Genomic DNA, 14,420 nt, shown 5'->3' with positions numbered 1-14,420 from the left:
TGCCGTCACCGCGCTGAGCGAGGTGTCGTGCGGCGGTTCAGCGGCGGCGTTTCTCGCGGATCCGCACCCCGATGACGATCGGCGAGCCCGGGAAGGAGAAGTCCTCCCGCAGGCGCCGCTCGATGAAGCGGCGGTAGCCGTGCTCCAAGAAGCCGCTGGCGAAGATCACGAACCGCGGCGGGCGGGTGCGGGCCTGCGTGGCGAACAGGATGCGGGACTGCTTGCCGCCGCGCAGCGGATGCGGATGCGCCGCCACGAGTTGCCCCAAAAAGGCGTTGAGTCGGCCCGTGGGGATGCGGCGGTCCCAGGATTCGAGGGCGGTCTCGAGCGCTGGCACCAGCTTGTCGGCGTGGCGTCCGGTGAGGGCGGAGAGGTTCACCCGCGGCGCCCAGGCCACATGCCCCAGGTCCCGTTCGATCTCGCGCTCGAGTGCGGCCCGTCGGTCCTCATCCAGCAGATCCCACTTGTTGAAGGCCAGCACGAGGGCGCGCCCGGACTCGAGGACCATGTCGATGATCTTCAGGTCCTGCGTGGACAGCGGCTCCTGGGCTTCCAGCAGCACCACCGCGACCTCCGCGCGATCCAGCGCTGCGCGGGTGCGCAAAGAGGCGTAGTAGTCCGCGCCCTGGGACTGGCCGACGCGGCGGCGGATCCCCGCGGTGTCCACGAAGGTCCATTCCTTGCCGCCGAGGGTGATCTTCTCGTCCACCGGATCACGGGTGGTGCCGGCCACATCGTCGACCACCACGCGGGTCTCCTTCGCCAGCCGGTTCAGCAGCGAGGATTTGCCCACATTGGGGCGGCCGACGAGCGCCACGCGTCGCGGACCGTGATCCACGGGCTTGCCGCTGCCCTCTTCCGGGAGGGCTTCGAGCACGGCATCCAGCAGGTCACCGGAGCCGCGGCCGTGCAGGGCGGAGACGGGGTGCGGCTGCCCGAGTCCGAGATTCCACAGGGCCGCGGCCTCGAGCTCGCCGCGCTCATCATCGACTTTGTTGGCGACCAGCACGATCGGGACCTGGGCGCGGCGCAGCACCTTCAGCAGCTGCTCATCGGTGGTGGTGATGCCGACGTTCGCGTCGACCACGAACATGACCACATCAGCCAGGCCCACGGCTGCCTCGGCCTGCTCGGCTACCCGGTAGGCGATGCCCTGCACACGGTCCTCCCAGCCACCGGTGTCCACCAGCCAGAAGTCCTGCCCCGCCCATTCGGCCTCATAGAACACGCGGTCGCGGGTCACGCCCGGCACGTCCTCGACGACGGCCTCGCGGCGACCGATGATCCGGTTCACCAGGGTGGATTTGCCGACGTTCGGTCGGCCCACGACGGCGACGACGGGAAGCTTGCGCTCGGGGGCGTGCAGCTGCTCCTCCCCGAGCTCCTCGGCCAGCAGCGCGAGGTCCTCTTCGTCGAGGTCGTAGTCGTCCAGGCCCGCGCGCAGCGCCGCCTCGATCTCCGCATCCGTCGGCCCCTCGGCGGGGGCGGGATCCGCCGGGGCCGCGGAGGGTGCCAGCGTCGGCGCCTCCTCATCGGCCATCGTCTCCTGCTCCTCGGCGGTGCGGTCGTCGAGCTCTGCTTCTGCCGCGGCGACGAGCGCGAGCACCGCCTCGACGACATCGGGCAGATCCAGGCCCGTCGTGTCCAGGGTGTGCACGCCATCAGCGGCGGTGTGGAACTCGGAGACCGTCGCATCATCCCGGTCGCGCCGCAGCACCTGGTCGGCCATGCGCTCGCGGGTCTCCGGGCTGTCCTCGAGCTGCAGCTCGGCGGCACGGCGGCGCATGCGCTCTTCATCGGAGGCGGTCAGCAGGATCCGCAGGGAGGCGTCGGGAGCGACGACGGTGGTGATGTCCCGGCCTTCGGCGACGCAGAATCCGCGCTCGGCAGCGGTGGCGAACAGCAGCTCGCGCTGGCGGCGCTGCAGGATCGCCCGCACCAGCGTGTTGGTGGCGACGGCGGAGACCTGCTGGCTGATGCGCTCGGTGCGGATCTGCTCGGTGATATCGGTGCCCGCGACCACCACGGTGGCGCCCGACGGGTCGGTGCCGAGCTCGAGGTCCAGATGCTCGGCGACGTCGGCGACGGCCTCCCGGTCCTCGAGCGGCACGTCACGATCCAGGCAGTACCAGGTCACCGCGCGGTACATGGCGCCGGTGTCGAGGATGCCGCCGTCCAGAGCCTCGGCGACCAGGCGGGAGACGGTGGACTTGCCGGAGCCGGCCGGGCCGTCGATCGCGATGGTGATGCCCGCGGGGGCGGTCAGGGGCGCGGTGCTGTGCATTCCTCCAGGATACGTGCCGAGTGCGGCGGATCAGGATCCGACGACGCTCCAGCCGCGCGCCGTGAGCTCTCGCGTGAGCAGCTCCTCACGGGCGCTGTCCACCGCGAGGTGCCCCAGGCCCACTTGGCGGCCCAGATTGTGCTCGAGCCGGAAATCCTCGAGGTTCACGCCGATCTCGCCCATCTCAGTGAACAGTCGACCGAGCTCACCGGGCCGGTCTGGGACGAGCACGGTGACGGTCGCGAAGGCATCGGAGGCACCGCCGTGCTTGCCGGGGATGCGGCGCACGCCACGGTTCCCATCGGCGACCAGTGCTGCGAGGGCGCGCCGGGAGCCGATCGCCGGATCGGGGTCCCCCGGCAGGGTCTCGAGGGCGGCGAGGATCTCCTCGAGCCGGTCGCGGACCTGCCCCAGCACCTGGCCGACGGCCTCGGCGTTCGCCCCCAGGATCTCCATCCACAGGCGCGGATCGGAGTCGGCGATGCGGGTGGTGTCCCGCAGCCCCTGACCGGCCAGGGCAAGAGCCGCGTCATCCGGCTGAAGCAGCGTGGTCGCGAGCAGGCTCGAGAGCACCTGCGGGACGTGGGAGACATGCGCGACGGCGGCATCATGCTGGGCGGCAGACATCGTCACCGGCACGGAGCCGATGGCGGTCGCGAGGCCCTGCAGCACGCCGATGGCCTCCGGCGCGGTGGTGGGGTGCGGGACGACGACCAGGGGGCGGCCGCGGAACAGGTCGCCGCGGGCGGCGATCACCCCGGAGATCTCGCGTCCGGCCATGGGATGAGCGCCGATGTAACGGGTGAGCTGCGCGGGCTCGACCGCGCGCGCCACTGCGTCGAGGACGACGCTCTTGACGCTCGCGACATCGGTGACCAGTGCCGTCGGCCAGGTGGTGAGGGCCCGGCTGACCAGCTGCGCGGTGGCATCCGGGGGCGCGGCGACGATGACGAGGTCCGGCTCGGCCTCGTCATCGGCAGCGGCATGTCCCACGCCGAGCTCGACCGCGAGCGCGGTGGTGCCCGGGGAGATGTCCTCCACCTGGACGTTCGCTCCGGCGGCCCCGAGGGCCATCCCGAGGCTGCCGCCGATGAGGCCGGTGCCGATGATCCGCACCGTCTGCGGGACCAGGCCGCCGGTGCTCACATCCCCACCTCCGCCATGAGGGTGCCGAGCTCCTTGCTGCTCAGCTCCCGGGTGTCGCCGGGGGCGAGATCCGCGAGCAGGACGGGGCCGATGCGGGTGCGCACGAGGGCGGTCAGTTCGAAGCCGAGGGCGGAGAACATGCGTCGCACGATGCGGTTGCGGCCTTCGTGCAGCGTCACCTCGACGATGGCCTCCTGACCATCCTGGGCGATGACGCGGGCACGATCGGCACGTGCGGGACCGTCCTCGAGCTCGATGCCGTCCTTGAGGGAGCGCACCAGCGAGCGGGGCGGCCCGCCGGGGGCGTCGAAGCGGCACACGTAGGTCTTCTCGACCTCGAAGCTGGGGTGGGTCAGACGATGCGCGAGCTCGCCGTCATTGGTCAGCAGCAACAGCCCTTCGGTCTCATAGTCCAGGCGCCCCACATGGTAGAGCCGCTGGTCATAGGCGGCGGTGAACTCGGTGAGGTCGCGCCGTCCCTCCGGGTCGCTCATCGCCGAGACGACATGGCGGGGCTTGTTGAGGGCGACGGTGAGCTTGGTGTCATCCAGCTGCAGACGCCGCCCATCGACGTGGATAACCTGCTGCGCCGGGTCGATCCGCACACCCTGCTCACGCACCACGGCACCGTCCACGCGCACACGGCCCGTCGCGATCAGGGCCTCGCAGGCGCGGCGGGAGCCGAAGCCCGCGCGGGCCAGCACCTTCTGCAGCCGCTCCCCGTCCTCGACGTGAACATCGGCCATGCCGTCCGCGTCGCGTGCGGCGGCCGGTCGCGGCGCGCCGTCCCCATCGCGCAGCTGCACACGGCGCGGCGGCGTGAAAGCGCTGCGGCGGCGGCTGTGACGCTGCTTCGCGGGACGAGCGCTCCCGTCGGCCCCCGTGCGAGGCCCCGACGCCCCGGCGCGAGGGCTGCCGCCCGTGCCCGCGCCGCTGCTGCTCTTGCCGGCTCCGCTGCTGCGCCCGCGTCCGCGTCGGCGTCCCTGCTCGGAGGACATCAGGCTGCGGCGCCGCGGGAGATGAGCTCGCGGGCGAGCTGGCGGTAGGCGTCGGCGCCCTTGGTGGAGGAGGCGTAGGAGATGATCGGCTCCGCAGCCACCGAGGCGTCGGGGAACTTCACCGTGCGGTTGATCGTGGTGTGGAAGACCTTGTCCGGGAACGCCTCCACGACGCGCTGGCACACCTCGCGGGCGTGCAGGGTACGCGGGTCGAACATCGTGATGAGGATGCCGTCGAGATCCAGCCGCGGATTGATGCGGTCCTGCACCTTCTCGATGGTCTCCACCAGCAGTGCCACACCGCGCAGCGCGAAGTACTCCGCCTCCAACGGGATGATCACACCGTGGCTCGCGGCCAGGGCATTGACGGTCAGCAGGCCCAGCGAAGGCTGGCAGTCGATGATGATGACGTCATAGTCATCGGTGACCGGGCGCAGCACCCGGGCGAGCGCCATCTCGCGCGCCACCTCGTTGACGAGGGTGACCTCCGCGGCGGAGAGGTCGATGTTGGCCGGCAGCACGTCCAGACGCTCGGTGGAGGTCTCCTGGATCACCTCGCGCACGTCATGCCCGCGCTCCATGAGCAGGTTGTAGACGGTGACCTCGAGGTCGTAGGGGTTGATGCCCGTTCCGGCGCTCAGGGCGCCCTGAGGATCGAGGTCCACCAGCAGCACCTTGCGCCCGAGCTCCGCGAGGGCGGCCCCGAGGTTGATGACGCTCGTGGTCTTCCCGACCCCGCCCTTCTGGTTGACCATCGAGATCACACGCGCGGGACCGTGGGAGTCCAGGGGCGCCGGCTCCGGGAGCTCCGGCATCGGACGGCCGGTGGGGCCGAGGTCGATGTCCAGCTGCTGGGAGGAGGTCTCTCTCACGAGGTTGTCCTGTCGTCGGCGTTCGGTGATGCGAGCACGTGCGCCGTGTCCCGGGGGCCGGCGGATCTGCGGTCCCAGCCCGGGAGCTCCGGCTGGCGGCCGGGGCGCATCGTCGTGCCGGGCAAGTCTACGCCCCTCACCGGGCACGCGGATGAGCGGCCGCGTGGGCTTCGCGCAGGCTGTCAACGGTCACCTGCGTGTACAGCTGCGTGGTGGTCACCGAGGCGTGACCCAGCAGCTCCTGCACGCTGCGCACATCGGCGCCGCCGTGCAGCAGATGCGTGGCATAGGAATGGCGCAGGGTGTGGGGGCTGATCGGCTCAGGCAGGTCGGTGAGCTCGGCGTCGCGGGCGGCGCGCTGCACCACCTGCCAGGCGGCCTGGCGGGTCAGCCGGGTGCCGCGGGAGCCGAGGAACACCGCGGGGGTGCCCTTCCCGTGCGCGGCCAGCGCCGGGCGCCCTCGGGTCAGATACGCCTCGAGCGCGTCGAGGGCGTAGCTGCCCACGGGGACCACGCGCTGCTTATCCCCCTTGCCGTGCAGCACCGCGGAGCGGGCGGCATGGTCGACATCATCGACGTCCAGGCCGGTGGCCTCGGAGATCCGGGCGCCCGTGCCGTACAGCAGCTCCAGCAGGGCCCGGTCGCGCAGCGCCCGCTCGGTCGCATCGCGTCCGGTGCCCGGCCGTCCCGCGGCCTCCAGCAGCGCCTCGACCTGGTCGATGGTCAGCGGATGCGGGAGCCGACGGGGCAGCGCGGGACTGGGCACGAGCCGGGAGGGGTCGCCGGTGGAGGAGACCCGTTCAGCATCGAGGAAGGCATGCAGGCCGCGCACCGCTGCAAGATTCCGCGCGGCCGACGCGGCGGCGAGGGCCGGACGCCCGTCTCCCCCGCTGCGCAGCACCTGCACCCAGCTGCCGAGCGCCCCGGGATCCACCGTGCTGACGTCGAGGTCCTCGGTGGCGAGGTGCGTGAAGTACCGGGTCAGGTCCCGGCGGTAGGCGGCCAGGGTGTTGTCGGACAGCCCCCGTTCGACGCGCAGATGCCCGAGGTACTGCTCAAGGAGGCGCCGGTCCAGCGGGCGCAGGGGATCCGGCGGCCCGGAGGAGGCGCCGGTCCGGCTCACAGCTGGACGAAGGGGTCGATCGCGAGGGCGACGAACAGGATTGTGAGGTAGGTGATGGAGCCGTGGAAGACGGTCATCGGACCGAGCGCCTTGCCGACCAGACCGCGGCGCACCCGCAGGGCGTAGCGCACCACGAGGTAGGCGAACCAGGCACCGGCCAGCACCGCAACGGTGCCGTACACCCAGCCGGTGTGGCCCAGCGGGATGATCGCCAGGCTCGCGGCGATCATCGCGGCGGTGTGGCCGATCATCTGCAGCGCGACATTCCGGCGGGTCGAGACGACCGGGAGCATCGGCACCCCGGCGCGCTCATAGTCGCGGGAGAACTTCTCCGCGAGCGGCCAATAGTGCGGCGGGGTCCAGAAGAAGATGACGGCGAACAGCAGCACCGCGGTCCAGGAGACGGAGCCGGTGACGGACGACCAGCCGATCAGCACCGGCATGCATCCGGCGATCCCACCCCAGACGATGTTCTGGCTGGTGCGGCGCTTGAGGATCATCGTGTAGAAAACGACGTACAGCGCGATCGCAAGAGCCGCCAGCGCCGCAGACATCCAGTTCACCAGCAGGCCCAGCCACAGCACGGAGATCGCCGAGAGCACGAGCCCGAAGATCAGCCCGTTGCGCGGGGAGATCTCCCCCGTCACGAGCGGACGGTTCCGCGTGCGCTTCATCTTCGCGTCGATGTCCCGGTCCAGGTACATGTTCAGCGCGTTCGCCCCGCCAGCGGCGAGGTACCCGCCGATGATGGTGGTGAGGATCAGCAGCGGGGAGGGAAAGCCCCCGGCGGCGAGGAACATGGTGGGGATCGTGGTGATCAGCAGCAGCTCGATGATGCGCGGCTTGGTCAGCGCCACATAGGCGCGCAGCACGCTCGCGCCGCTGCGGTGGGGCGACGTCTGCCCGGTGCCCGGGAGGCGAGCTTCCTCGGTGGCGGTCACCGCCCACCGTCCTTCCTCTGACTGTCGGTCTCAGTCCGGCTATCGCGGAGACTGCAGCATCGGCAGCAAGCGCAGATGCTGTCGCGGTCGATAGACCTCATGGACCAGGCCAGTCTAGGCGAAGGTCCCGGCCGCAGGTCGCAGCGCTGCCCGTGATCGTGAGCACCGCACAGTCGGGACGGCAACAGCGCGACGGCAACAGACGGGAGCGATCCTGGCGATCTCCCGTCGCACGACTAAGGTGGAACCGTCACCGGCGAAAGGAAGCATCACCTCATGAGCACCACGTTCAAGGCACCCGAAGGCTGGACCGAGCTGGACCGCACGGCGGTGGACACCGCGCGCGTGCTCGCAGCCGACGCCGTGGAGAAGGTCGGCAACGGCCACCCCGGCACCGCGGTGAGCCTCGCTCCCGCCGCCTATCTGCTCTACCAGCGCATCATGCGCCACGACCCGACCGATGCGAACTGGCTGGGCCGCGACCGGTTCATCCTCTCCGCCGGACACTCGAGCCTGACCCAGTACATCCAGCTGTTCCTGGGCGGCTTCGGTCTCGAGCTCGATGACCTCAAGGCCCTGCGGACCTTCGGTTCCAAGACCCCCGGCCACCCCGAGAACTTTGTGACCGACGGCGTGGAGATGACCACCGGCCCGCTCGGGCAGGGCATCTCCTCCGCCGTGGGCTTCGCCATGGCGCAGCGCCGCGAGCGCGGCCTGCTGGACCCCGAGGCGGCCCCCGGCACGAGCCCCTTCGACCACTTCACCTACGTCATCGCCTCCGATGGTGACCTGCAGGAGGGCGTCAGCTCCGAGGCCAGCTCCCTGGCTGGCACCCAGGAGCTCGGCAACCTCATCGTCATCTGGGACGACAACGAGATCTCCATCGAGGGCGATACCTCGATCGCCTTCGGCGAGGACACCGCTGCGCGCTATGAGGCCTACGGCTGGGACGTGCGCACCGTGGACTGGACCCAGGGCGGCTCGGAGTACCTCGAGGACGTCGCCGCGCTCGAGCAGGCGATCCTGGAAGGCCAGAAGGTCACCGACAAGCCGACCTTCATCCGTCTGCGCACCGTGATCGGCTGGCCGATCCCGGAGCTGGCCGGCTCCCACACCGTGCACGGCGCGAAGCTCGGCACCGAGGCGGTGGCCGCGCTCAAGGAGCTGCTGGGCTTCGATCCGAAACAGGACTTCGCAGTCGACGAGAAGGTCCTCGTGCACACTCGCGCTCTCGCCGAGCGGGCGAAGGCCGAGCGGGAGCAGTGGGAGGAGTCCTACCAGGCCTGGCGCAGCGCCAACGCCGAGCAGGCCGCGCTGCTGGACCGTCTGCAGGCCCGCGAGCTGCCGGAGGGCTTCGCCGAAGCGTTCCCCACCTTCGAGGCCGATGAGAAGGGCATCGCCACCCGCGCCGCCTCCGGGAAGGTGCTCGAGGCCCTCGCCCCGGTCATGCCCGAACTGTGGGGCGGCTCCGCCGACCTCGCCGGCTCGAACAACACCACCATGAAGGGCGAGCCGTCCTTCCTGCCCAAGGACCGCTCCAGCTCGGAGTTCTCCGGCACCCCCTACGGCCGCACCCTGCACTTCGGCATCCGCGAGCACGGGATGGGCGCGATCCTCTCCGGGATCGCCCTGCACGGCCTGACCCGCCCCTACGGCGGCACCTTCTTCCAGTTCGCGGACTACATGCGCGGAGCGGTGCGCCTGGCGGCGCTCATGAAGACCCCGTCGACCTACGTGTGGACGCATGACTCCATCGGCCTGGGCGAGGATGGCCCCACCCACCAGCCGGTCGAGCACCTCGCGGCCTACCGCGCGATCCCGAACCTCTCGATCGTGCGCCCGGCCGATGCGAACGAGACCGCGCAGGCGTGGAAGGCGCTGCTGGAGCGCGATCACGGCCCCGTCGGCCTGATCCTCTCCCGCCAGGCCATGCCCACCTTCGACCGCTCCGAGTACGCGAGCGCCGAGGGCCTGGCCAAGGGCGCGTACATCATGAAGGAGGCCTCCGCGGACCCGCAGCTGATCCTCATCGCCACCGGCTCGGAGGTGCAGCACGCCGCTGCGGCGCAGAAGACGCTCGAGGCCGAAGGGATTCCCACGCGCCTGGTGTCGATGCCGTCGATGGAGTGGTTCGAGGAGCAGGACGAGGAGTACCGCGAGTCCGTGCTGCCCGCCGCGGTGACGGCGCGCGTCAGCGTCGAGGCCGGGATCGCGATGCCCTGGCACAAGCTGCTGGGTGCGCACGGCCGGGCCGTGTCCCTCGAGCACTACGGTGCCTCCGCGGATGCGAACACCCTGTTCACCGAGTTCGGCTTCACGCCAGAGGCCGTGGTCGCCGCGGCGAAGGAATCCCTCGCCGCCGCCCAGGGCTGAGCTGAGACGGGGCGGGGACGCCCGCTGCGGCCCCGCCCCGTCGGCCCTGCGCTCCGGCGCTGTTCACCGTCCGCTCCCGATCTTCGCCGTCCGCTCCCGATCTTCGCGGCGCATCGGTCCGATCCATCGGCCGCTGCGCCCGCGCTGCGCTCCTGGACCGCAGACCGCCCATCACACCCCGCTGCACGGAAGGACGCCCCATGACCCAGAACCCCCGCACCCAGGCCCTCACCGACGCCGGAGTGGCCATCTGGCTCGATGACCTCTCTCGCTCCCGCCTCGCCACCGGCAACCTGCGCGAGCTCATGGACACCCGCAACATCGTCGGGGTGACCACGAACCCATCGATCTTCCAGGCCGCGATCTCCGGTGCCGAGGACTACGACGCCGATATCGCCCAGCTCGCCCGCGACGGGGCCGATGTCGAAGCCGTCATCGAGAAGCTCACCACCGACGATGTGCGCACCGCCGCGGAGCTGATGCAGGACGTGCACGCCGCCACCGACGGCTACGACGGCCGGGTCTCTATCGAGGTGGACCCGCGTCTGGCCCATGAGACCGAGCGCACCATCGAGCAGGCAAAGCACCTGTTCGAGGTGGTGGGCCGCGAGAACGTGATGATCAAGATCCCCGCCACCGAGGAGGGGCTGCCGGCCATCACCGCGGTCATCGCCGAGGGCATCAGCGTGAACGTCACCCTGATCTTCTCCGTCGAGCGCTACCAGGCCGTCATGGAGGCCTACCTCGACGGCCTCGAGCAGGCTGCCGCGGCGGGCAAGGACCTCTCGCGCATCCACTCGGTCGCCTCCTTCTTCGTCTCTCGAGTGGACACGGAGATCGATGCCCGTCTCGAGCAGATCGGCGGCCAGGCCCTGCAGCTGCGCGGACAGGCCGGGGTGGCCAACGCTCGCGCCGCCTTCGGCGAGTACCTCGAGGTCTTCAGCTCCGAACGCTTCACGGCGCTCAAGGACCAGGGCGCGAACGTGCAGCGCCCGCTGTGGGCCTCCACCGGGGTGAAGAACCCCGAGTACGCCGACACCCTGTACGTGGACCAGCTCGTCGCCGATCCGTGCGTGAACACCATGCCGGAGAAGACGCTCGAGGCCGTCGCCGAACATTCCTCCCCCGCCGCCGCCCTGGATACCGGGGCCGCCCAGGAGGCGGAGGAGCGTCTGCTGGCGATCGCTGATGCCGGCGTGGATCTCGCCGACGTGTTCGCCGTCCTCGAGACCGAGGGTGTGCAGAAGTTCGAGAAGGCGTGGCTGGAGCTCATCGAGACCGTCACCGCCTCCGTCGAGGCCGCTCGCGCCTGACCGCCCGGCGGCGGCTCGCCCCCAGCGGGCGGGCCGACGCCGCGCGCTTCCCCCTCCTGCCCGGACCTGCGGGTCCCCTGTCCTGGAAGGACCCTCGTGACCGACACGACCACCCCGTCGGCCCCGGACGGCGCGGCCAATCCGCTGCGCGACCCCCGGGACCGACGCCTGCCGCTGATCGCCGGACCGTCCTCGATGGTGATGTTCGGCGTCACCGGCGACCTGGCGAAGAAGAAGCTGCTGCCGGCGATCTACGACCTCACCCACCGCGGGCTGCTGCCGCCGAGCTTCGGTCTGGTGGGCTACGGGCGGCGTGACTGGTCCGACGAGGACTTCGCGCAGTACGTGAAGGAGTCCGTATCCGAGCACACGCGCACCGGCTTCGACGAATCCGTCTTCGAGCAGCTGCGCGGCGGCCTTCGGTTCGTCAAGGGCACCTTCGATGACTCCGCTGCTTTCGAGAAGCTCACCGAGGTGGTGGGCGAGCTGGACCGCACCCGCGGCACCGGCGGCAACCACGCCTTCTACCTCTCGATCCCCCCGGCCGCGTTCCCGCAGGTGTGCTCACAGCTGGCGGAGTCCGGGCTGAACACCGCCCAGGACGGGTCCTGGCGGCGCGTCGTCATCGAGAAGCCCTTCGGGCATGACCTCGCCTCCGCGCGCGAGCTCAATGACGTGGTGGAGCAGGTGTTCCGCCCCGAAGACGTGTTCCGCATCGATCATTACCTGGGCAAGGAGACGGTGCAGAACATCCTGGCGCTGCGCTTCTCCAACCAGCTGTTCGAGCCGATCTGGAACGCCAGCTACGTGGACCACGTGCAGATCACGATGGCTGAGGACATCGGCATCGGCTCCCGCGCCGGGTACTACGACGGGATCGGCACCGCCCGGGACGTCATCCAGAACCACCTGCTGCAGCTGCTGGCGCTGACCGCAATGGAGGAGCCGATCAGCTTCGAGGCCGCGGATCTGCGGGCGGAGAAGGAGAAGGTCCTCTCCGCGGTGCAGCTGCCCGATGATCTCGCGGCCCATACCGCGCGTGGCCAGTACGTGGCCGGCTGGCAGGGCGGCACCGAGGTGCGCTCCTACCTCGAGGAGGACGGCATCGAGGAGGACTCCACCACGGAGACCTTCGCGGCGATGCGCCTGGACATCGCCACCCGCCGCTGGGCCGGGGTGCCGTTCTACCTGCGGGCCGGCAAGCGTCTGGGGCGCCGCGTCACCGAGATCGCGGTGGTGTTCAAGCGCGCGCCGTTCCTGCCGTTCCGCTCGACCGACACCGCGGATCTGGGGCAGAACGCGATCGTCATCCGGGTCCAGCCCGATGAGGGCGTGACCATGCGCTTCGGCTCCAAGGTGCCCGGCACCCAGATGGAGGTGCGGGACGTGACGATGGACTTCGCCTACGGCATGAACTTCACCGAGGAGTCCCCTGAAGCGTACGAGCGGCTGATCCTGGACATGCTGCTGGGCGATCCGCCGCTGTTCCCCCGCCAGAAGGAGGTGGAGCTGTCCTGGCAGATCCTGGATCCGGTCATCGAGTTCTGGGCCGAGCACCTGGACCCCGCCCCCTACCGGCCCGGCACCTGGGGCCCCGAGACCGCGCACGAAATGCTCGCCCGTGATGGGCGTACCTGGAGGCGACCGTGATCACCACCCTGACCGACACCACCGCATCGGCGATCGACAAGACGATGATCGAGATGCGGGAGACGTTCGGCGCGAACACCATCGGCCGCGTCCTCACCCTGATCATCGTGGCCACCGGCGATATCGAGAAGCCGCTCGAGGCGGCGGTCGCGGCGAGCCATGAGCATCCCGCCCGGGTGCTCGTGGTCGATGCCGAGCCGGAGGCGGAGACCTCGGGCCTGGATGCCGAGATCCGGGTGGGCCGCGACGCCGGGGCCGGGGAGATCGTCATCCTGCACGCGCGCGGGGACGTCATGTTCTCACTGGACACCCTGGTGATGGCACTGCTGCTGCCGGATGCACCGATCGTCACCTGGTGGCCGGAGAACGCCCCGTCCTCCCCCGTGCACGATGTGCTGGGCTCGATGTCCCAGCGTCGCATCACCGACTCGGCTGCCTGCCCGGATCCCACCGGGACCCTCAAGCGGCTGCGCCACGGCTACGTCAGCGGAGACAGTGACTTCGCGTGGGCGCGCCTGACACGCTGGCGTGGGCTCATGGCGAGCGCCTACGAGGTGCCACCGGTCAGTGTGCCCACGGCGATCGAGGTCAGCGGCGCCCCCGGGAATCCCTCGGTGACGCTCATGGCGGCCTGGTTGCACCTGACCCTCGGCGTGAAACCGACCATCACCGCGGTCGAGAGCAAGGACCACGAGGGGCCCGGCGTGCAGGGGGTGACGCTCACCCGCGAGGACGGCACCATCTCCCTGCAGCGCGTGGATGACACCTCGATCCGCATGTCCCTGCCCGGGGACGAGGAGGGCCAGCATGTGACGATGCCGCGCCGCACCCTCGCCGAGCTCATCACCGAGGAGCTGCGGCGCCTGGACCCCGATGAGGTGTACGGCGAGGTGCTCGCCGCGGCCTTCTCCTCCGTGGACGGCAACGCCACCTACGCGCAGGACAAGCCAGAGCCCACCGATGTGGTGCGCCCCGACGCCGATGCGGTCGCTCAAGCCGCCGCCGAGGACGCCGCCGCGAAGCTCGCCGCTGCCCTGAAGGAGCGGGCGCAGGCGCATCTGGTGCTCACCGGCGGCACCGTCGGCACGAAGGCGGCTCTCGCGCTGCCGTCGGCCCTTGCCGCCGCGGATGTGGAGCTCGAGCATCTGCACCTGTGGTGGGGCGATGAGCGGTTCGTGGCGCCCGCCAGCGAGGACCGCAATGATGAGCAGGTGCGGGAGGGGCTGCTCAGCGAGCTGGTCGATGCGGGGCTGCCGCTGCGCAACGTGCACCCGATGCCCTCCCCCGCCGATGGCATGTCCCTCGAGGACGCCGCCGCGTGGTACGGGCAGCAGCTGGACCAGATGGGCGGCGATGAGCCCTTCCGCACCCGGGGGCAGGCGTTCTTCGACGTGGTGTGGCTGGGCGTGGGACCCGATGCTCACGTGGCCTCCCTGTTCCCGAATCACCCGGATCAGGAGGATGTCGCCGCCAGCGCGATCCCGGTGCGCAACTCCCCCAAGCCCCCGCCGGAGCGAATCTCGCTGACCTGGCCGGTGCTGAACTCCTCGCGGCATGTGGGTCTGCTGGTGGCCGGCGGCGAGAAGGCTGAGGCCGTCGCGGCCGGGCATGGGAAGATCGACCCGCGCCGGGTGCCGGCCTCCGCGGTGCGGGGCCTGGAGAGCACCACCTGGTTCCTCGATGAAGCGGCGGCCGCGCAGCTGTAGAACGGGGCCTGAAC

The 14,420-nt window shown here is 70.6% G+C and carries 10 protein-coding genes; 4 read left to right on the top strand and 6 right to left on the bottom strand.

Annotated elements, in window-relative coordinates:
- Positions 1-37 precede the first annotated feature (37 nt).
- The 6 genes from der to CJ197_RS06625 all read right to left on the bottom strand — a co-directional run bounded on the left by der (position 38) and on the right by CJ197_RS06625 (position 7,364).
- Positions 38-2,284 (bottom strand): bifunctional cytidylate kinase/GTPase Der, encoded by a 2,247-nt coding sequence (gene der / locus CJ197_RS06650; protein WP_102235956.1) that lies wholly within the window; start codon positions 2,282-2,284, stop codon positions 38-40.
- A 30-nt stretch (positions 2,285-2,314) separates the two neighbouring features.
- Positions 2,315-3,430: a prephenate dehydrogenase gene (locus tag CJ197_RS06645; protein WP_102235955.1), complete on the bottom strand. Its 1,116-nt coding sequence runs from the start codon at positions 3,428-3,430 to the stop codon at positions 2,315-2,317.
- Positions 3,427-4,428, bottom strand: a complete 1,002-nt coding sequence (locus CJ197_RS06640) for a pseudouridine synthase (protein ID WP_102235954.1) — start codon at positions 4,426-4,428, stop codon at positions 3,427-3,429. Before CJ197_RS06640 ends, CJ197_RS06645 begins: the two co-directional genes overlap by 4 nt.
- Entirely contained in the window at positions 4,428-5,300 is an 873-nt protein-coding gene (locus CJ197_RS06635) for a ParA family protein (protein WP_102235953.1), read from the bottom strand. Before CJ197_RS06635 ends, CJ197_RS06640 begins: the two co-directional genes overlap by 1 nt.
- Positions 5,301-5,436: 136 nt before the next feature.
- The gene (locus tag CJ197_RS06630; RefSeq protein ID WP_102235952.1) at positions 5,437-6,423 is read right to left on the bottom strand and encodes a site-specific tyrosine recombinase XerD; all 987 of its coding nucleotides are present in this window, start codon (positions 6,421-6,423) and stop codon (positions 5,437-5,439) included.
- Complete coding sequence (locus CJ197_RS06625; protein WP_102235951.1) at positions 6,420-7,364, bottom strand: heme o synthase; 945 nt, start codon at positions 7,362-7,364, stop codon at positions 6,420-6,422. The genes CJ197_RS06630 and CJ197_RS06625 overlap by 4 nt, the downstream gene beginning before the upstream one ends.
- Before the next feature lie 276 nt (positions 7,365-7,640).
- Here CJ197_RS06625 and tkt point away from each other — a divergent pair, with 276 nt between their 5' ends.
- The 4 genes from tkt to pgl all read left to right on the top strand — a co-directional run bounded on the left by tkt (position 7,641) and on the right by pgl (position 14,406).
- Positions 7,641-9,737 (top strand): transketolase, encoded by a 2,097-nt coding sequence (gene tkt, locus CJ197_RS06620; protein WP_102235950.1) that lies wholly within the window; start codon positions 7,641-7,643, stop codon positions 9,735-9,737.
- 200 nt (positions 9,738-9,937) lie between these two features.
- Positions 9,938-11,050, top strand: coding sequence for a transaldolase (tal, locus tag CJ197_RS06615; protein ID WP_102235949.1), 1,113 nt, complete (start codon positions 9,938-9,940; stop codon positions 11,048-11,050).
- Positions 11,051-11,146: 96 nt separating this feature from the next.
- Positions 11,147-12,700 carry a glucose-6-phosphate dehydrogenase gene (gene zwf / locus CJ197_RS06610; protein ID WP_102235948.1) on the top strand — a complete coding sequence of 518 codons (1,554 nt, stop codon included), beginning with the start codon at positions 11,147-11,149 and terminating at the stop codon, positions 12,698-12,700.
- Positions 12,697-14,406: a 6-phosphogluconolactonase gene (gene pgl / locus CJ197_RS06605; protein ID WP_102235947.1), complete on the top strand. Its 1,710-nt coding sequence runs from the start codon at positions 12,697-12,699 to the stop codon at positions 14,404-14,406. The genes zwf and pgl overlap by 4 nt, the downstream gene beginning before the upstream one ends.
- Positions 14,407-14,420: the final 14 nt, after the last annotated feature.

This window comes from Brachybacterium sp. UMB0905, assembly GCF_002871795.1.
Lineage (GTDB): Bacteria > Actinomycetota > Actinomycetes > Actinomycetales > Dermabacteraceae > Brachybacterium.
This window is presented reverse-complemented; position numbering and strand designations above follow the sequence as displayed.

Coding starts and splice junctions, on each gene's coding strand:
- der (WP_102235956.1), bottom strand. CDS start 2,284: ATGCACAGCACCGCGCCCCTGACCGCCCCCGCGGGCATCACCATCGCG.
- CJ197_RS06640 (WP_102235954.1), bottom strand. CDS start 4,428: ATGTCCTCCGAGCAGGGACGCCGACGCGGACGCGGGCGCAGCAGCGGA.
- tkt (WP_102235950.1), top strand. CDS start 7,641: ATGAGCACCACGTTCAAGGCACCCGAAGGCTGGACCGAGCTGGACCGC.
- tal (WP_102235949.1), top strand. CDS start 9,938: ATGACCCAGAACCCCCGCACCCAGGCCCTCACCGACGCCGGAGTGGCC.